The following is an 18,485-nucleotide window of genomic DNA, read 5'->3' as shown; positions in this document are numbered from 1 at the left end:
ACGCCCGCCGATACCTCGGCATGCCGTGGGATCGTCTCCTTCACCGACTCGTCGGGCAGACCCCAGATCTCGTGGCTGCCCTTGCCCCGCCGCAGGAGCCCCCCTAACGACGACAAGGAAAGGGGGACTGTCGAGATGGCGCACGACGCACGGTCGTCTTCCCGCGCGCAGCGGAAGATCACCTCTGAGGCGACGCGCGCAGACGATCGAGGACGGCCAGGAGCGCGGCGAACGCGGGCGTGCGCGGGTCGATCGGGGCGTAGTGGTCGGCGTCCGGGATCTCGACGAGGTGCGCGGAGGGGTGCTCGGCGCAGTAGCGGCGGCTGTACGCGATCGGGACCTCGTCGTCGAGGGTGCCGTGCAGCAGGACGGTCGGCATCGGTGGGGCGGGGAGCCGCGCCGGGTCGAGGTCGTCGAGCGGGCCGTCCGGGCCGAGCAGCTCCGCCACGGCGCCGTTCCCCAGCCGCTCGTCGGCGGCGGCGCGCAGGTCGGCGACTCCGGCGAGCGAGACGACGGCGTCGACGTGCGGTGACGGATGCGCGGCCTGCGACCAGAGCGCCAGGTGGCCGCCGGCCGAGTGGCCGACCAGCACCGTGCGCGGGCGCTCCTCCGCGGGGACCAGAGGCGGGAGCGCCGCGACGGCCGCGAGGACGTCGTCGAAGGAGCCCGGCCATCCGCCGCCCGCGTCGCCGACGCGCCGGTACTCGAGCAGCAGCACCGACCAGCCCGCGTCGGCGAGCGCGGCGGCCAGCGGACGCGCGTGGCTCCGGTCCCAGCGTGCCCGCCAGAAGCCGCCGTGCACGAACAGCACGAGATCCCGCCCTGAGCCGCGGTAGAGCTCCGCGATCTGCTCCGGCGCCGTCCCGTAGCGCAGCAGCTCGTCCGGTTCGCGCGCCGCGAGGTCGAGGACCCCGCTCACGCGCCGCCGTGGACCTCTCGGGACTCGCGCGCCCCCTCGAGGAGCAGGTCGCGCACCGCCAGCACCACGGTCTCGACCTCCGCGAAGGACGTGGAGAGCGGCGAGAGCCCGAGCCGGATACCGCTGGGCGTGCGGAAGTCCGGGATGATCCCGCGCTCCCAGAGCACGGGGACCATCGGGGCGAAGTCCGGGTGGTCGACGGTGATGTGGCCGCCGCGGCGCGCGGGCTCGCGGGTGGTCGACAGCTCGACGCCGAGCGGGGCGAGGTGCTCGTCGAACAGCTCGACGGCGAAGGCGGTCAGCGCGATCGACTTGGCGTGGATCGCGGGCAGGCCGGCCTCCTCGATCAGGTCGAGCATCGCCTGCATGGCGAGCATCCCGACGATCGGCGGCGTCCCGCTGAGGAAGCGGCGGATGCCGTCGGCGGGGTCGTAGTCCTCGCCCATCCGGAACGAGTCCTTGACGCCCATCCAGCCCTGGATCGGCTGCTGGGCCCCGGCGATCAGCTCGCGGCGCACGTAGAGGAAGGCGGGGGCGCCCGGGCCGCCGTTGAGGTACTTGTAGGTGCACCCCGTCGCGAGGTCCACATCCCAGGCGTCGAGCTCGATCGGCAGCACGCCGACGGAGTGGCAGACGTCCCAGAGCACCAGCGCGCCGTGCTCGTGCACGATCTCGGTGATCGCCGGGACGTCGGCGGCGTAGCCGGAGCGGTAGGCGACCTGGCTCAGCACGACGACGGCCGTCTCGGCGCCGACGACCGCGCGGACGTCGTCCGGCGTCACTCCGGAGCCCGACTCGGTCTCGATCCAGCGGATGCTCGCCCCGGTCTCGGCGGCGATCCCCTCGACCACGAAGCGGTCGGTCGGGAAGTTGCCGCGGTCGATGACGATCTCGGACCGACCGGGCCGGGCGGTCAGCGCGGTGCGGATCAGCTTGTAGAGCGAGACGGTGGTCGAGTCGCCGACGACGACCTGACCGGGAGCGGCGCCGAGAACCGATGCGCCGAGGCGGTCGCCCAGCGTCAGCGGGAGCTGGAACCAGCTGTCGTCCCAGCCGCGGATGAGGCGGGTCCCCCACTCCTGCTCGACGAACGCGGCGTAGCGCTCGGTCAGGACCTTCAGCGGGCGGCCGAGCGAGTTGCCGTCGACGTAGGCGGGCAGCGCCGGGTCGTCCGCGCCGACGAAGCGGGAGCGATAGCCGGCGAGCGGATCGAGGCGGTCGAGCTCGGCCGCGGAGGAGCGGACGGTCTGGTCGAGGGCCACGGCGGCCCTCCTCTCGTGTGGGGCGCGGGTGCGGGGAGGAGCGGGGACTCCTCACAGTCGCACGAGCGGGCCCCCGCGGGACAGCACTCGCGCGAGGATGGTCGGGTGACCTCCTCCGCAGCGCCCGTCCACCCTCGCCCGCGCCTGCTCCCGAGTCTCGGGGTCGGCGTCGCGGCGGGCGCGCTCGGACTGCTGCCGTGGCTGCTCACCGGGCTGCGGCTGCCGCTGCAGAACCTCTGGGCGACCGACGTCCTGCCCGAGGAGATGCCGCTCGCGCTGCTGCCGTTCAGCCAGTACTTCCTGACGCTGATCGTCTCGGTGATCGTGGTCGGGTCGGCCCTCGCGGGACTCGCGGCCCGGCTCGGCCGGCGGCGCGGCATCGGCCCGCTCGGCGCCGCGCTCGGAGCGGTCGGCGTGCAGGTCGTCGCGCTGGTGCAGTCGGCGCTGACCGTGTCCGCCGGGCTGCGGGAGGACCGCGACTCCGACCTCTACCTCGCGGCGATCGTCGGCGGCACCGTCGCCGCGATCGCGGTCGGAGCGCTGCTCCTGCTCGTGATCGCCCGGGCGCCTCGGGCGGGGGCGGCCGTCGCGATCTCGTTCGCTGCGGTGGCCGCCGGCGGGTGGCTGACCGGAGTGGTGGCGCCGCTCAGCCGCGACGGCTCGGCCGCCGGAGTCGCGCTGCTGAACGCGGTGCAGTGGCTGCCGGGGATCCTGGCCGGCCTCGCCCTCGCCTGGTGCGGGGTGCTCTCCGCCGGCCGCGTGATCGCCTGGATCGTGAGCCTCGCCGTGCTCTGGGTCGGGCCGGTGCTGGTCACCGCCGTCTCGGCCGCCGCCGGCTCGCGGGTGCTGGCCCGCCATCCGCTCGAGATGCTCGACTACGCCCAGGCCGTCTTCACCAGCGCGCTGATGCTCCCGGCCGTCTCGCTCCGCACGCCGGCGACGGCCCTCGTCGTCGCCGCCCTCGGCGTCGCGGCCCTGCGCGCCTGGCACGCCCGCCGCCCCAGCATGCTGGTCGAGTAGCCGCGCAGCGGCGTATCGAGGCCGACGTGTCGGCGGGGGTGGATCTCGATACGCCCGCTCCGCGGGCTACTCGATCAGCATGCTCGGCGCGGGAGGGGTCAGGACTCGAACCAGCCTCGGGGGTGGTGGTCGGCCGTCAGGGGGGTGCGCTCGCGCTTCGGGCGCGCCCACTGCACGGCGTTGGCCAGCACCCGCTTGATGTCGGGGTGGTGGTAGACGGGGTAGTCCTGGTCGCCGGGCGAGAAGTAGAACACCTTGCCCAGGCCCCGGGTGTACGTCACTCCGGAGCGGAAGACCTCGCCGCCCGAGAACGTCGAGAGGAAGACCGTCTCCTCGGGCACCGGGATGTCGAAGTACTCGCCGTACATCTCCTGCTCGGGGATGACGATCGGGCTCGGCACGCCCTCGGCGATCGGATGGGTCGGCGCGATCGTCCAGACCAGCTCGCGGTCGTGGTCGTTCCGCCACTTCAGCGAGCAGGTCGTGCCCATCAGCGCCTGGAAGATCTTCGAGTAGTGGCCGGAGTGCAGGATCAGGATGCCCATGCCCTCCTGCACGTGCCGCAGCACCCGCTGCACGACCTCGTCCGACACCTCCGGGTGCGCGATGTGCGCCCACCAGAGCAGGACGTCCGTCTTCGCGAGCGCCTCCTCGGTCAGCCCGTGCTCGGGCTCGGGGAGGGTCGCGGTGCGCACCGAGACGGCGTCGCCGAGCGACTCCGTCAGGCCGTCGGCGATCACCCGGTGGATGCCGTCGGGGTAGTGCCGCATGACGGTCTCATCGCCGCGCGTCTCGTGGCGGAACTCGTTCCAGACCAGGACCTCGAGGGGTACGCTCATGCGACCGCCACCTCCTTCTTCTCGGCGGCGGAGCGGTAGATCGCGTCGACCACCCGGCTGCGGTGCAGCGCGTAGTCGCCGTAGTGGCCGGCGTAGCGGGGACCGCCGGCGGGAGCGTCGGCGCCGGAGGAGATCGCGGCCAGGAACTCCGCGATCACCGAGCGGTGGTGCCCGGCGGGCACCGGCACGTCGGGGCGGGACGTGGTGGGGGCGCCCGCGACCTCGGAGTAGAACGTGAGCGTCCCCTCCGTCGCGTAGTCGGCGACGTGCAGGCGGGCGCCGCCGGCCGAGCCGAGCAGCTCGACCTCGATGTCCTCGTGCACCTTGGAGTAGCTGGCCCAGGAGGCGTCGAGCTGCAGGCTGCGGCCGTTGTCGAGGCGGAGCAGCGCGCTGGAGAAGTCCTCGACCTCGAAGGCGTGCGTGCCGGTGGCGGCGACGCCGTGCGGGCGCCCGCCGCGACCGGAGCGGCCGATCTCGCCGTAGGCGACGGCGGAGACGCTGGTCACCCGCGGTTCGCCGAGCAGGTGCAGCGCGATGTCGAGGACGTGCGAGCCGAGGTCGATCAGCGGTCCGCCGCCGGCGAGCTCCTTGCTGGTGAACCAGGAGCCGATGCCGGGGATGCCGGTGCGCCGCTGCCAGCTCGCGCGGGCGTGGTAGATCTCGCCGAGCGGGGCGTCGTCGAGGTAGGTGCGGAGGTAGGCGACGTCGGCGCGGCGGCGGTGGTTGTAGGCGATCTCGAGGACGCGGTCGTTCGCGCGGGCCGCCTCGACCATCTCGGCGGCGAGCTCGGCGGTGGTGGCCAGCGGCTTCTCGCAGAAGACGTGCTTGCCGGAGGCGAGCGCGGCGACGGCGATCGGGTGGTGGAGGTGGTTGGGCACGCCGATCGAGACGACGTCGAGGTCGTCGCGGGCGACGAGCTCCTCCCAGTCGGCGTAGAGGTCGGGGACGCCGCGGGTGGCGCCGAGCTCGCGGAGGCGCTCCTCCTCCTGGCCGGCGAGCGCGACGACGCGCGCACCGGGGAGGGCCTGGAAGGCGTCGAGGTGGGTGGTGCCGGCGAAGCCGAGGCCGACGACGCCGACGCGCAGCTCCCCCGGGATCTCGGTCGTGCCTGTGTTCTCGGTCATGCCGTCGAGCCTAGTCGAATTGATTCGAGTCCTCGATAAACAGGGGGGTGGGTCTCGATACGCCGCCTGCGGCGGCTACTCGACCAGCATGCAGTGACCGGCGAAGGACAGCTTCATGCTGGTCGAGTAGCCCCGCAGGGGCGTATCGAGACCCGCCGTCGTCAGCAGGGAGGCGTCAGTCCGCGCGCTGCAGGCGCACCGCGATGTACTCGCGGCCCGGGAGGTCGATGCGGAAGCGGCCCGAGTAGGTGCCGGGCAGGCGCTCGACCGTCATCGCCCAGGTGTCGAGGACGTCGACCGTGTACGAGACGTCGGGCTCGAGCAGGAAGCGGCGGTACGTCGGCCGGTCGAAGCCGAAGTAGTAGAGGTAGTACTCGCCCTCGACGCCGGCGCGCGGCACGTCCCAGTCGAGCGGGATCGGCTCGAGGCCGCGAGCGGGCCCCTCGGCCAGGACCGACTCCAGGAACGCGATCCGCGCCGGGCTCGTCCCGCGCAGCTCGCCGCCCTTCGACCACCAGAGCACGTCGTCCGGGTGCACGTAGGTCTCGCCGTGCCCGACGTAGCCGCCGCGCAGCGCGCCCTCCCAGAACCGCCGCACCAGCTCCTCGCCGGTGATGTTGCCCCAGCCCTGGTCGATGTCGCCCTCGTAGGCGCACTCGTCGATGACGACCGGCTTGCCCCAGCGGCGCCACTCGGTCGTCATCTCGGCCGTCTTGTAGACGTCCTGCCGCTGGATGCTGGCGTGCGTGATCCACGGCCGGGAGTGGTCGTAGAACTCGCGGCAGTTGTGGATCGAGAGCAGGTGCCGTGACGGGTCGTCCTTTCCCACGATCCCGGCGAAGCGCTCCCAGTCCTCCTCGGTCTTCTCGAACAGCAGGTCGTACTCGTTCGCGAGCGACCACCAGACGTTCGCGAACGAGGCGAGCCTCGCCACGGCGTAGCGCACGTAGCGATCGTCGGCGACGGCGTCCATCGTCGAGAAGCCCCAGCGGTCGTAGGCGTGGAAGAGGATGAGGTCCGCCTCGATGCCGAGCTCGCCGAGCTGCTCGATCCGCCGCTCGAGGTGCGCCCAGAACGCCGGATCGAAGCGCTGCCAGTCGAACCCCGCCCCGGGCGAGCCCTCGAACGGGTAGCGCTCGGGCTCGTTCTCGTTGAAGAGGTACGACTTCGGGAAGACGCACATCCGCATCTTGGTGAAGGGGGCGGTGGCGAGCGCGGCGAGCGTCCGCTCCTCCAGCTCGTCGCCCTGGTGCGTCCAGGCGTAGGAGGTGGTGCCCAGCGGGCGGTGGCGGGTGCCGTCGGCGTGCGCGAAGTGGAAGGTGTCGGCCACCCGCACCGGGCCGTGCTGCCCCGCCACCGCCGCGGTCACCGAGACGGAGCCGGTGACGCCGTCGAGCGAGCGGGCGCTGCTCGAGGTGGTCCAGGCGTACTCGCCGGCGGCCTCCGGCATCCAGCGCAGCCGGTAGACGCCGTCGCCGTCGTAGAAGCCGGGCACGCGCACCGAGCCGGTGGGCCCGTCGACGATCGCCGAGAGCGCGACGTCGACGAACGGGTTGCCGTGCGCGGGGCCGCGCAGCTCGATCTCGAAGCGCCCGAAGACGGTGGCGGTGGCCGGCGCGGACACGCCGGCCGAGGCCAGCGGCACGTCCGCGGTCTCGTAGTCCCCGGAGGGCTCGACGAACCGCTCCTGCTCGCGGACCGGCGCCGGCTCCTCCGTCGGGATCGCGGCGACCTCGGCCAGCAGCGCCTCGCGCTCGGCCGCGTCGAGAGACTCCTCGGTGTCGACGACGAGCCCGAGCGGATAGCTGTGCAGGGTGTGCAGGATCGAGGAGTGCACCAGCCCGGGGAGGCGGCGCTCGACGATCGCGTGCCCGCGCGGGTCCCGGAGGACCTCGAACAGGCGCGTCTCGCGCGAGAACCGCTCGGCGGTGTCGGTGGTGTGCGGCACGGTCAGCCCTTCACGGCGCCGGCGAAGGCGCCCTCGACGAAGTAGCGCTGGAACATCAGGTAGACGATCAGCACGGGGAACACGGACATGATGGTGAAGGCGTTCAGCGGCCCGTACGAGCTGGTGAACTGCGACTGGAAGCCCTGCAGCGCGAGCGGGATCGTCCAGGAGTCCTGGCTCTGCAGCAGCGCGAGCGCGATGGAGTACTCGTTCCAGGTGGAGACGAAGTCGAGGATGAACAGCGCGGCGAGCGCCGGGCGGGCCAGCGGCAGGATGATCGTCAGGAACAGCCGCCAGTTGCCGGCGCCGTCGATCCGCGCGCTCTCGTCGATCTCCTCGGGGATCTGCCGGAAGAAGCCGTAGAGGATGAAGGTCTGGTACGGCAGGCCGAAGGCGATGTACGGCAGGATGATGCCGAAATTGCTGCTCAGCAGCCCCAGCCCGTTGATGACCTGGAAGAGCGGCGCGATCGCGACCTGGATCGGCACCATCGCGCCGAGCGCGATCACGCCCATCAGCAGGCGCTGCCGGCGGAACCGCATCCGCGCCAGAGCGAAGGCTGCGGCCGCCGAGATGAACAGGCCGATCGGCACCTTGAAGAGCGCGATGATCAGGCTGTTGCCGCCCGCGGTGAGCAGGTTGCCGCGGTCGAGCGCCTCGACGTAGTTGCCGAAGTCGGGCGACCACGGCGGCACGAAGGCCGGCGTGCTGAAGATGTCGGCCTCGCTCTTCAGCGAGGTGAAGACCATGAAGATCAGCGGGACGGCCCAGATCAGGACGGCGAAGACCAGCGCGATCCAGAGGCCGATCCGGATGTAGTCGCGGCCGCCGACCGGGCGGCGGGTGCGCTTGGGCGGCGCGACCAGGCCGGGTGCGCTGGTCGGGATGCTCGTGACGCTCATGAGTTCTTCTCCTGACGAGCCGTCCACACCATGTACGGGACGACGATGACGAGGGTGATCACGAGCAGGACCGTGGCGATCGCGTTGCCCTGGCCGTACTCGTGGTTGTTGAAGGACTGCTGGAACGACCAGAGTGCGAGCACCTGCGTCTGCTGCGCCGGGCCGCCGCCGGTCATGCCGACGATCAGGTCGAACACCTTGATCGAGTTGATGATCGTGAGGACGACGACGATGACCGTGGTCGGCCGCAGCGCCGGGATCGTCACGTTGCGGAAGACCTGCCAGGCGTTCGCGCCGTCGAGCCGGGCCGCCTCGACATGATCGGGCGAGACGCTCTGCAGGCCGGCGAGGAAGAGCACCATGTTCGTGCCCGCGATCTGCCAGACGAAGGCCGCGAAGATCGAGTAGAGCGCGAGGTTCTTGTCCCCGAGCCACTGCACCTCGGCCAGCCACGGCAGGTCGAACAGCTGCGCGAGGTTCACGCCCACGCCGTAATTGGGGTTGTACATCCAGCGCCACATGTTCGCGATGGCGATCGGGGCGAGCACGCCCGGGATGTAGAAGAGCGAGCGGAAGGCGTTGCGCCCGAACAGCGGCCGGTTCAGCGCCAGCGCCATCACCAGCCCGAGGCCGACCGGGATGAACAGCGAGAGCACCACCCAGATCAGCGTGTTCGAGAACGCGGTCCAGAACACCGGGTCCTGGGTGAAGATGCGGACGTAGTTCTGCAGTCCGACGAAGACCTGCGGGGCGCCCTGGAAGCCGGACCACTCGAAGAAGCTGAGCCGCACCGACTCGAGCGAGGGGCCGACCACGAAGACGAGGTAGGCGGCGAGCGCCGGCGCGAGGAACGGCAGGGCGGCGAGGAAGCCGGTGCCGCCGAAGCGGGCGAGGGCCCGGCGGCGCGGATGCTTCCTCCGCGGCTGCTCCGGCGCGGACTGCCGCGGGCGGGCGGGGGTGGATGTCGTCATGGCGGACCTCTCGGACGTCTCGGACGCGGGGTGCTCGGGCACGGCGGCGCTCGGGCGGAGGGGACGCGCGGCCCCCTCCGCCCCGGGCGTCACTGCTGGTCGATGAACTTCTGGAACTCGGCGCCGGCGTCGGCCGGGTCGAGGTCGCCGGTCGCGACCAGGTTCTGGATGCGCCAGTACTCAGTGGTCTGCGACTGCGAGAGGTTCTGGTCGTTGTTCATGTAGACGCCGGTCGCCGCCTCGGTGATCGGGTTCCAGAGGGCGTCGAAGGCGCTCTGGTCCTCGGGGGTGACGTCGACGTTGACCGAGCGGCTGCCGAAGGTGGCGATGAACTTCGCCTGCGCCTCGGGCGAGGTCAGGTAGTCGAGGAACTTCGCGGCCTCGTCGGCGTGCTCCGAGTTCGCGGAGATGTAGTTGTTCTCGTTGAAGCCGTAGATGCGGTCGGTGCCCGTGGGGAAGGCGAAGATGCCGACCGAGTCCTCGGACATCCCGGCGTCGCGGATCTGCTGGTTGAACCAGTCGCCCTCGATCGCCATGGCCGCCTTGCCGGCGAAGAAGAGCGAGCTCGACTCGTCGTTGTTGATCGAGATGAAGCCGTCGTTGACGTAGTCCGACGTCCAGGTGGCGAACTCGGTGAAGGTGTCGGTGACGCAGGACTCGTCGGCCCAGCTCGCCTCGCCGGTGACGAGGGCCTGGTAGCCGTCGGCGCCGCACTCGGTCTCGAGCAGGCTGTCGAGCAGGCGCATCACGTGCCAGTTGACGGTGCCGCCGAACTCGAACGGGGTGATGCCCGCGTCCTTCAGCTTCCCGGCGTCCTCGACGAGCTCGTCGTAGGAGGTGGGCGCGGCGTCGATGCCGGCCTGCTCGAAGAGGTCCTTGTTGTAGAAGACCGCCTCGGTGCGCTGGGTGTAGGGCACGCCGTCGTAGCCGCCGTACTGGGTGACGGTGGACATCGTGGTGTCGGAGAAGCGGTCGGCCCAGCCGTACTCGTCGTAGTACTCCTTCAGGTCCAGGCTCGCGCCGGCGTCGATGAACTCGCCGCCGAGACCGGGGCCGGCCCAGGAGAAGAAGAGGTCGGGGGCGCCGCTCGTGCCGAGCGTGGTGCGCAGCGCGTCCTTGTGCGCGTCCACCGCCCGCTGCTCGACCTTGACGGTGATGTCGGGGTTCGCCTCCTCGAAGTCGCTGACGATCTCGTTGATCGTCGCGTTCGCGGAGTCGGCCGACTCGGTGAGCTTGAACCAGGTGATCTCGGTCTTGCCGCCGGAGTCGCCGCCGCTCGCGGAGCAGCCGGCCAGGCCTGCGAGGAGGAGAGCGCCCGTGGCGAGGGCGACGGATCGGGTCAGAGCATGGGAACGGGTCAGAGCACGCATCGTCGCGTCCTTTCGCTGCTCGACATCGCAGCAGCGCGACATCGACGTCGGATCCGCCGATCAGGGCCGGGACTGGAGCTCCAGCGGCGGTGGATGAGGGATACGTTATCGATAACACATTCGGGCGACAATGCGTGCAACCGGTTGATGGGTCACGATCGGGTAACGGCGATCGGCCCGGAATCGGCTCAGTAGAGTGAGCGGGTCGCCGCCAGGGAGGGAGCCTCGATGTCGAGCACGTCCCTGCCCCGCGCGCGGCCGAGCATGGCCGACGTCGGGCGGCACGCCGAGGTCTCGGCGCAGACCGTCTCCCGCTTCTTCACCGGCGGCTACGTCGCTCCGGCGACCCGGGTGCGCATCGAGGCGGCCATCGCCGAGCTCGGCTACCGGCACAACCGCGTCGCCCGGAACCTCCGGGTCCAGCGCACCGACACGGTCGGCTTCCTCGCGATGGGGCCGCTGAACTACGGGCACTCCGAGCTGCTGACCGGGGTGAGCCGCGCCGCGCGCGCCGAGGGGCTCTCGCTGATCACGGCCCTGCTCGAGGTCGGGCCGGACGCCCCCGGCGCCCGCGAGGAGATGCGGCACGCGGTCGACAAGCTGCTCTCCTTCCAGGTCGACGGGATCATCGTCGGCACGCCGTACGGCGGGCTCGACGAGCTGGTCGAGTACATCGCCGCCTCGGTGCCGGTCGTTACGCGCTCCGAGCGCGGCGGCCCCGTGGGCGACTCGACCTACGCCGACTCCTACGGCGCCGGCTACCTCGGCACCCGGCACCTGCTCGAGCTCGGGCACCGGCGGATCCTGCACCTCGCGGGCCCCGGCGACCGCAACGAGGCCGTCGACCGCGAGCGCGGCTACCGGGCGGCGCTGACGGAGGCGGGGGTCGCCCCGCTCGACGTGCTGCGCTGTGCGGAGTGGGACGCCGAGTCGGGAGCCGCGCAGGGCCGGGCCGTCGATCCGGAGTCGTTCACCGCGGTCTCGGCCGCCAACGACCAGATCGCGCTCGGCTTCCTCCGCGCGATGTCCGAGCGCGGCCGGACGGCGCCCGGCGACTACTCGATCGTCGGCGTCGACGACATGCCGGACTCCGCGTACTACTCGCCGCCGCTGACGACGATGCACCTCGACCACCAGCTGCTCGGCGAGAAGGCCCTGCAGATGCTGGCCGCGCGCATCCGCACCGGCGAGCGCCAGGAGCGGACGGCGGTCACCGCCCGCCTGGTGCTGCGCTCGTCGACGGCACCGCTGCGCTGACGCCGGGTCTCGATACGCCGCTGCGCTGACGCCGGGTCTCGATACGCCGCTGAGCGGCTACTCGACCAGCATGGGAAGAGCCGCCTGCCTCATGCTGATCGAGTAGCCCGCGGAGCGGGCGTATCGAGATCCACCATCGTCAGAAGCCGAGTCAGCAGACCCGCCCTGCTGGTGACGGCGGGTCTCGATACGCCCTGCGGGACTACTCGACCAGCATGACTGCAGCCGTCGCTGCGAATCGATTCATGCCGATCGAGCCAGCAGGTGCTCCTCAGTCGCGCGCGTGCTCCCCGGTGGACAGGCGGGCGAGCAGCTCCGCCAGGTCGCGGCGCACCACGGGGGCCTCGAGCGCGTCGCGGTCGGCGGCGTCGTAGGCGCTCGCGAAGGCCTCGAGCTGGCGGTGCAGCTCGGTGCGCGCGGTGCCGCGGGCGACGGGCTCGAGGCGCTGCGCCAGGCGGAGGCCGGCGCGGACGACGAGCGGCTGGTCCAGCGCGTAGGCGCGCAGGGCGAGGTAGACCTCGGCCAGGAGGTCCGCGGCGGTCGGCCAGGTGCACCACAGCCGGGCGACGCCGTCGGCGTCGCGGAAGCGGGTGCGCGGGCCGTCGCCCCGGCAGAGGTCGACGAGCGCGCCGGTGAGGGCGTCCAGCGCGCTGACCGCGGTGTACGGGTCGTTGGTGCCGGTCGCGAGGCCGCGGACACCGATCTCGACGACCTGCTGCACGGCGTAGCGGAGGTCCTGGTGCGGGGTGCGCGCGTCCGCGATCACGACCGCGGCGAGCGCCGCCTCCTCGAGGTCGCTCCCGCCGACGAGCTCGAGCACGGGATCGCCGGCCAGGACGTGGTCGCCGGGTGAGGCGAGCGTCCGCAGCACCGCGTCGTGGCGGGCGCCGAGCGCGACGAGGCGCTCGAACTCGAGCTGCTCGACGTAGCCGGAGCGGGGCGCCGTCAGCACGACACCGCCGGCGGGGAAGGGCTCCTCCCGGCGGTCCCGCTCGTCCTCGTCGCCCGACAGCTCCGCGATGACGTCCTCGAGCTCGCCGAGCACGCGCTTCTGCAGCGTGGTCACCTGCACCGACAGCGCGATGTGGTGGATGAAGTAGACGAGCACGGCGACGTCGCCGACCGCGAGCACCACCGCGAAGCCGACCGCGACGACGGGCACGAAGGCGAGGGTGGCGTCCTCCTCGGTGTGCACCGAGCGGAGCACGATCAGCGAGTAGAGGAACGTCGAGGTCAGCACCGCGAGGACGACCTGGTTGCCGCGGTCGGCCATGAAGTTGCGGACCAGCCGGGGCCCGTAGGCGGAGGACGTGGTGGCGAGGACGGAGATCGTGATCGAGAACGAGGTCGCGGCGACCCCGAGCATCGTGCCGCCGATCGCGGAGAGGATCGCCCGGCCGCCGGTCGCGGAGAGGTCCTCGACGAGGGGGAGGTCCTGGATGCCCGCGCGGATCAGCAGCCGGTCGAGCTCGATCAGCCCGAAGGCCAGGGCGATCGCGAGGACGCCGAACAGGGTGGGCAGGAACCAGAACGATTCGCGGGCGTGCAGGAGCCGGGAGCGCATCCTCGAAGGCTAGATCTTTCATGCTGATCGAGTAGCCCTCGGAGAGGGCGTATCGAGATCCGGCGTTCTGGAGGACGTGGGTCTCGATACGCCCTTCGGGCTACTCGACCAGCATGGGTCGCCGCTTCGCGGCTGCTCGACCAGCAGGGGAGGCCGCCTCTGCGGGCAGTCGCGGACCTACGGGACGATGACCGCGCGGCCGCGGACGGTGCCGTCGTGCAGGTCGGCGTAGGCCCGGGGGGCGTCGGCGAGGGCGTAGCGCTGCACCTCGACGTCGATGCGGCCCGCCTTGGCGAGCTCGAAGACCTCGATCAGCTCGCTGCGGGAGCCCCAGTAGGGGATCCGCAGGGCCGCGTCGTAGGCGATCGTGCCGAAGCCGACGGTCGCCTGGCCGCCGCCGATGCCGACGATGGTGACGTCCGACTCGACGGCGGCGACCGCGGTGGCCGTCGCGATGGTCGGGCCGGCGCCGACGAAGTCGAAGACGGCGTCCGCGCCCAGCCCGCCGGTGATCTCGCGGATCTTCTCGGCGGCGGAGGCGTCGCTGATCAGCGTGACGTCCGCTCCGACGTGCTTCGCCAGCTCGAGCTTCTCCTCGCTGACGTCGAGCACGATCACCGTCGCGCCGGAGAGCGCCTTGAGGATCTGGATGCCGACGTGGCCGAGTCCGCCCGAGCCGATGACGACGGCGTAGGTGCCCGCGCCGAGCTTCGGGAGGCTGCGCTTGATCGCGTGGTACGGCGTGAGCCCGGCGTCGGTGAGCGAGACGTTCTTCACCGGGTCGAGGTCGCCGATCGGGATCAGGTGGCGGACGTCGTCGACGATCATGTACTCCGCCATCGAGCCCTGGTTGCCGAGGCCGGGCGGGCGGATGCCCTCCGCCTCGGCGTTGGTGCAGTAGTTCTCCGCGCCGCGCGAGCAGTTGAGGCAGTGGCCGCAGCCCCACGGTCCGTAGACGGCGACGGCCTCGCCGATCCGCAGGCCGGTCTCGACGCCGGGGCCGAACTCCTCGATCACGCCCGCACCCTCGTGGCCGAGGGTGAGCGGCAGCGGGTAGTGCTGGGCGAGGTAGTCCTCCTCGGGGAGGCTCATCACGTAGTCGTCGGAGTGGCAAACGCCGGCGGCGGTCACCTTCAGCAGGATCTCGCCCGGCCCGGGCACGGGCTTCTCGATCTCGACGACCTCGGGGGCCTGTCCGACGGTGGTGTAGCGCAGTGCCTTCACGGTTCCTCCTTCGCCGGGCCGCGCTCCGCGCAGTCCGACATCTGTCTGCTATCGGGTGCCTCTCCAGTATCCGCCGCTCTCCGTCGGCGCGCTCGGACCGCCGGGGAGGGTTGACCTCGGCCCTCGCGCAGGACGAGATCCGAGCCGTGGTGTATCCATGGGGAGGGCGCAGGCGGACCGCCCGGGACGACGGAAGGCGCGACGACATGGCCCCACCGCGCCGGAAGGCGACGCTCGAGTCGGTCGCCGAGCGCGCCGGGGTCTCGCTGAAGACGGCGTCGAACGCGGTCAACGGCACGGGCCGGATGGCCGACGGCACGCGGGAGCGCGTCCGGGCCGCGGTCGCGGAGCTCGGCTACACGGTGAACGTCGCGGCCCGCAATCTGACCCGCGGACGGACCGATGCGGTGACGCTCGCCGTGCCGACCCTGAAGGCCGCCTACCTCGCCGAGCTGGCGGAGGCGGTCATCGAGACCGCCCGCGACATGGACCTCGCGGTCTCCGTCACGACCTACCCCGACGACGGCGGGGACGGCTCGCGCCGGCTGCTGCAGCGCTTCAACTCGCAGCTCACCGACGGGCTGCTGCTCTCGCTGTCCGAGCACGAGACCCTCGACCGCTCGGCGCTCGCCGTCGAGTACCCCCTGGTCTGCCTGGGGACCCGCGACACCTACGAGCTGGTGGACCGGGTGACGACCGACGACGTCGCCGACGCCCGCGCGGCCACGGCGCACCTCCTCGCACGCGGCAGCACCGCGCTGGCCGTCGTCGGCGCGCACTCGCCCTTCGACGCCGACCGGATCGGCGCGGCCCGCGAGGGGAACGCCGAGCAGCGGCTGCGCGGGGTCGTCGAGGAGCTCGCCGCCGCGGGCCGCTCGCTCGATCCGCGCCTGGTGGGCGTCACCGGCTACGACTGGACGATCGGCTCCGGCTTCCGGGTCGCCCGCGCGCTCGTCGAGGCGGGGGTGCCGTTCGACGGCCTGGTCTGCTTCAACGACGTCCTCGCGACCGGCGCGATCTCGGCCCTGCGCGAGGGCGGACTGCGCATCCCGGACGAGGTGCAGGTGATCGGCTTCGACGACATCGAGGAGTCGGCGTTCCTCTCCCCGCCGCTCACCTCGATGGACTCGCGGATCGAGTGGATCGCCCGCACGGCGCTCGAGCGGCTGGTCGCGCGCATCGACCGGGTGGAGGCCCCCGCGACCACGCTCTTCGCCCGATCGCAGGTCGTCGCCCGCGGCACGACACGCTGATCAGAGAAAAGTCTCCTTGCCCTCACAGGATCCTCCAGGCTAGATTCGCGTTCGTGGTACAGCGCTGTACCACGGTGGACCTGCGATGACGGAGGCACGACATGACGCGTACGACGACGAGGCGGCTCCCCGCCCTGATCGCTGCTCTGCTCGCCGGGCTGCTCGTGCTCGCCGGCCAGTCGCCTCTCGCCGGGCAGACCGCCGAGGCCGCCGAGATCCGGACGACGACGGTCGCCTTCACCGAGACCACGACCGTGCGCGGCACGCCGAACTCCACCTTCTACGAGGGCGCCTGGTCGAAGAACAGCACGCACACCTGGGCGACCGGCGGCGCGGCCTTCGAGATCGCCTTCACCGGCGAGACGGTCGCCCTCTCGGGCCGGAAGGCCACCACCAACGGCACCGCCGACGTCTTCGTCGACGGCGTCAAGATCGGCTCGGCCGACTACCGCGGCGCCCGATCGACCACCACGGTCCCGATCGCGAGCTTCACCGGGTTGGCACCCGGCGACCACGTCCTCCGGGTCGTCACGGTCGGCTTCGTCAACCACGCCTCCGCCGAGTTCACCAGCGCCGTGCTCGTCGACGAGCGCGCCCGCCTCGCCGCCGCGCTCGACCGGGTGGGCGCGCTCGCCGCGGCCGACTTCACCGCCGCCTCCTGGGCCCCCTTCTCGACCGCCCTCGCGACCGCGACCGCCGCCCGCGACGACGCCGCCTCGACCGACGCCGCCCTGCTGGCCGCCCGCGACGCCCTCGAGGCGGCCGAGACCGGCCTCGTCCGGATCTCGGGACTGCGCGAGCGGCTCGACGAGTACCGCACCCGCGTCCCCTCCGCCTACACCGCCGCGTCCTGGGCGCCGTTCGCCGCGGCGACGGTCACCGCGGGCGAGCTCCTCGACGACCCCGCAGCGAGCGCCGCGGCCGTCGTCGCCGCGAAGAACGGCCTGCAGACCACCGCCGCCGCCCTCGTCCCGCTCGCCGACGGCACTCTCGAGACCATCGAGAACGACCGGTTCTGGCTCGACACCGCGGGCGACCCGATCTTCTCCCAGGGCGGCGGGATCTTCCGCTTCGGCGACCGCTACTACTGGTACGGCGTCGAGTACACCGGCTCGCAGCTCTACTACGACTCCCCGACCCGCGCCTACACCCGGGCCGGCGAGGGCGACTTCGTCGCGGTGACGGCCTACTCCTCCGAGGACCTCGTGCACTGGACGTTCGAGAACGACGTCGCCACGAGGGACACCGCGCTGCACATCCCCGCCTCGAAGGACGTCACGGGCAGCTACTTCTCGGACATGGACACGCTCGCCGACGCGGTCTGGATCGGCCGGCTCGGCGTCGCCTACAACGAGCAGACCGGGAAGTACGTCCTGCTCACCCAGTTCGAGAGCCCCGACCCGGCCCGCGTCACGAACGCCGGAGTCCTCTTCCTCAGCGGGGACTCGCCCGTCGCCGACTTCGAGTACGCGAACCTGCAGACCCACATCCCCGGCGTCTACCGGAACCCGAGCAAGCCGGGCTGGGAGCAGGGCACCGGCGACCAGACGGTCTTCACGGACGACGACGGCGCGGACTACCTCGTCTTCTCCTACCGCGACGGCCGCAGCCGCACCTACGTCGGCCGGATCAGCGACACCGACTCGCTCTCGGTCGAGACGGCCGTCGAGGTCTACCGCGGCGCCGGGCGCGAGGGCAACGCGATGTTCAAGCTCGACGGCCAGTACTACGTCGCGAGCTCGGACCTGCACGGCTGGAACACCTCGCAGACCTACCTCGTGCGCTCGCTCGAGGGCCGGATCCAGGGGCCGTACTCGAGCATGTACGTGCTCCCCGGCACCGAGAAGGACTACAGCCACGTCACCCAGAGCGGCTTCTTCCTGACGGTGCAGGGCACCGAGCAGGACACCGTGATCTACGCCGGCGACCGCTGGGCCGACTTCGCCTGGAACGGCCTCGGCTACAACCAGTGGCTGCCGCTCAGCGGGACCGGCGCGGACGTCCGGTTCGAGTCGCTGAGCGAGTGGGACCTGAACGCCCGCTCCGGCGAGTGGCGGGCGGGCGCCGGCAACAACTGGATCCTCAACCCCGACTTCGCCGCCGACCGGATCGCGGTGACCACGGTCACCGGCTGGACGCAGACCACCGACCCCGCCTCGACGACCACCGCCTTCGTCTCGAACCCCTCGCCCGGCGCCGACGGCTCGCGCTTCGCGCTCCGGCTCGGCGCGGCGCAGGCCTTCTCGGGCGGCGTGCAGCAGCAGGACGAGGTCCCCGCTGGCGTCTACACGCTGTCGCTCCGCGCGGACCGGCCGGGAGGGCTCGACTCCGCGCGGATCGTGGTCACCGGCGCGGACGGCGTCGAGCACCGCACCGAGATCCCCGCGACGAGCGGCTGGGCCGACGTGCGCTCGGCGGAGTTCTCGCTGCCGGCCGGCACCGCCACCGTCGCGATCCTCGCGAGCGGCCCCGGCGGCGCGGGCCTGACGGTCGACGCACTGGCCCTCCGGCGCCAGGCCGCGGCCACCTGGTCGGCGACCTCCGTCTACCAGCAGGGCGACAGCGTGCTCTTCCAGGGCTCGCTCTGGCGGGCCTCGTGGTGGACGAGCAACCAGACCCCCGGCGACCCGAACGGCCCGTGGCAGCAGCTCGCGACCGCGCCCGACGGCACCGCGGTCTGGACCGCCTCGCGCATCTTCGACACCGGCGACGTCGTCGTCCACCAGGGCCAGCGCTACCGCGCGAAGTGGTGGACCCGCAACCAGGCCCCGGGCGACCCGTACGGGCCCTGGCAGCCGCTCGGCTGAGCCCGAGCGCCCCTCCTCCTCCCTC

The 18,485-nt window shown here is 72.0% G+C and carries 14 protein-coding genes; 4 read left to right on the top strand and 10 right to left on the bottom strand.

The window, feature by feature from the left end; genetic code table 11:
* Window positions 1-178 precede the first annotated feature (178 nt).
* Both MT350_RS18870 and MT350_RS18865 read right to left on the bottom strand, forming a co-directional pair.
* Window positions 179-919 (bottom strand): alpha/beta fold hydrolase, encoded by a 741-nt coding sequence (locus MT350_RS18870; RefSeq protein ID WP_243599757.1) that lies wholly within the window; start codon window positions 917-919, stop codon window positions 179-181.
* Window positions 916-2,181 carry an aminotransferase class V-fold PLP-dependent enzyme gene (locus MT350_RS18865; protein ID WP_243599756.1) on the bottom strand — a complete coding sequence of 422 codons (1,266 nt, stop codon included), beginning with the start codon at window positions 2,179-2,181 and terminating at the stop codon, window positions 916-918. Before MT350_RS18865 ends, MT350_RS18870 begins: the two co-directional genes overlap by 4 nt.
* Window positions 2,182-2,286: 105 nt before the next feature.
* On the opposite strand from MT350_RS18865, the gene MT350_RS18860 reads away from it, so the two are divergent.
* Window positions 2,287-3,201 carry a hypothetical protein gene (locus tag MT350_RS18860; protein ID WP_243616431.1) on the top strand — a complete coding sequence of 305 codons (915 nt, stop codon included), beginning with the start codon at window positions 2,287-2,289 and terminating at the stop codon, window positions 3,199-3,201.
* Window positions 3,202-3,299: 98 nt separating this feature from the next.
* On the opposite strand, the gene MT350_RS18855 is transcribed toward MT350_RS18860, so the two are convergent.
* The 6 genes from MT350_RS18855 to MT350_RS18830 form a co-directional block, all read right to left on the bottom strand.
* Window positions 3,300-4,040, bottom strand: a complete 741-nt coding sequence (locus tag MT350_RS18855) for a ThuA domain-containing protein (RefSeq protein ID WP_243616430.1) — start codon at window positions 4,038-4,040, stop codon at window positions 3,300-3,302.
* Window positions 4,037-5,164 (bottom strand): Gfo/Idh/MocA family protein, encoded by a 1,128-nt coding sequence (locus MT350_RS18850; RefSeq protein WP_243616429.1) that lies wholly within the window; start codon window positions 5,162-5,164, stop codon window positions 4,037-4,039. Before MT350_RS18850 ends, MT350_RS18855 begins: the two co-directional genes overlap by 4 nt.
* Before the next feature lie 175 nt (window positions 5,165-5,339).
* Complete coding sequence (locus MT350_RS18845; protein ID WP_243616428.1) at window positions 5,340-7,112, bottom strand: DUF5605 domain-containing protein; 1,773 nt, start codon at window positions 7,110-7,112, stop codon at window positions 5,340-5,342.
* A gap of 2 nt (window positions 7,113-7,114) precedes the next feature.
* On the bottom strand, window positions 7,115-8,014 hold the full coding sequence (locus MT350_RS18840; protein WP_243599752.1) for a carbohydrate ABC transporter permease: 900 nt from the start codon (window positions 8,012-8,014) through the stop codon (window positions 7,115-7,117).
* Window positions 8,011-8,985 (bottom strand): carbohydrate ABC transporter permease, encoded by a 975-nt coding sequence (locus tag MT350_RS18835; RefSeq protein WP_159423673.1) that lies wholly within the window; start codon window positions 8,983-8,985, stop codon window positions 8,011-8,013. Before MT350_RS18835 ends, MT350_RS18840 begins: the two co-directional genes overlap by 4 nt.
* Before the next feature lie 89 nt (window positions 8,986-9,074).
* Window positions 9,075-10,355 (bottom strand): ABC transporter substrate-binding protein, encoded by a 1,281-nt coding sequence (locus MT350_RS18830; protein ID WP_243599751.1) that lies wholly within the window; start codon window positions 10,353-10,355, stop codon window positions 9,075-9,077.
* Between the two features lie 228 nt (window positions 10,356-10,583).
* On the opposite strand from MT350_RS18830, the gene MT350_RS18825 reads away from it, so the two are divergent.
* The gene (locus MT350_RS18825; RefSeq protein WP_243599750.1) at window positions 10,584-11,612 is read left to right on the top strand and encodes a LacI family DNA-binding transcriptional regulator; all 1,029 of its coding nucleotides are present in this window, start codon (window positions 10,584-10,586) and stop codon (window positions 11,610-11,612) included.
* Between the two features lie 271 nt (window positions 11,613-11,883).
* On the opposite strand, the gene MT350_RS18820 is transcribed toward MT350_RS18825, so the two are convergent.
* Window positions 11,884-13,176: a DUF2254 domain-containing protein gene (locus tag MT350_RS18820; protein ID WP_243616427.1), complete on the bottom strand. Its 1,293-nt coding sequence runs from the start codon at window positions 13,174-13,176 to the stop codon at window positions 11,884-11,886.
* Between the two features lie 177 nt (window positions 13,177-13,353).
* Window positions 13,354-14,400: an NAD(P)-dependent alcohol dehydrogenase gene (locus MT350_RS18815; RefSeq protein ID WP_243616426.1), complete on the bottom strand. Its 1,047-nt coding sequence runs from the start codon at window positions 14,398-14,400 to the stop codon at window positions 13,354-13,356.
* A gap of 206 nt (window positions 14,401-14,606) precedes the next feature.
* On the opposite strand from MT350_RS18815, the gene MT350_RS18810 reads away from it, so the two are divergent.
* On the top strand, window positions 14,607-15,653 hold the full coding sequence (locus MT350_RS18810; RefSeq protein WP_243616425.1) for a LacI family DNA-binding transcriptional regulator: 1,047 nt from the start codon (window positions 14,607-14,609) through the stop codon (window positions 15,651-15,653).
* A 101-nt stretch (window positions 15,654-15,754) separates the two neighbouring features.
* Window positions 15,755-18,460 (top strand): carbohydrate-binding protein, encoded by a 2,706-nt coding sequence (locus tag MT350_RS18805; RefSeq protein ID WP_243616424.1) that lies wholly within the window; start codon window positions 15,755-15,757, stop codon window positions 18,458-18,460.
* Window positions 18,461-18,485: the final 25 nt, after the last annotated feature.

It is taken from the genome of Rathayibacter sp. VKM Ac-2928 (assembly GCF_022815545.1).
GTDB lineage: Bacteria > Actinomycetota > Actinomycetes > Actinomycetales > Microbacteriaceae > Rathayibacter > Rathayibacter festucae.
Note: the sequence above shows the minus strand (reverse complement) of the source record. Positions and strands in the feature narration are given on the sequence as shown.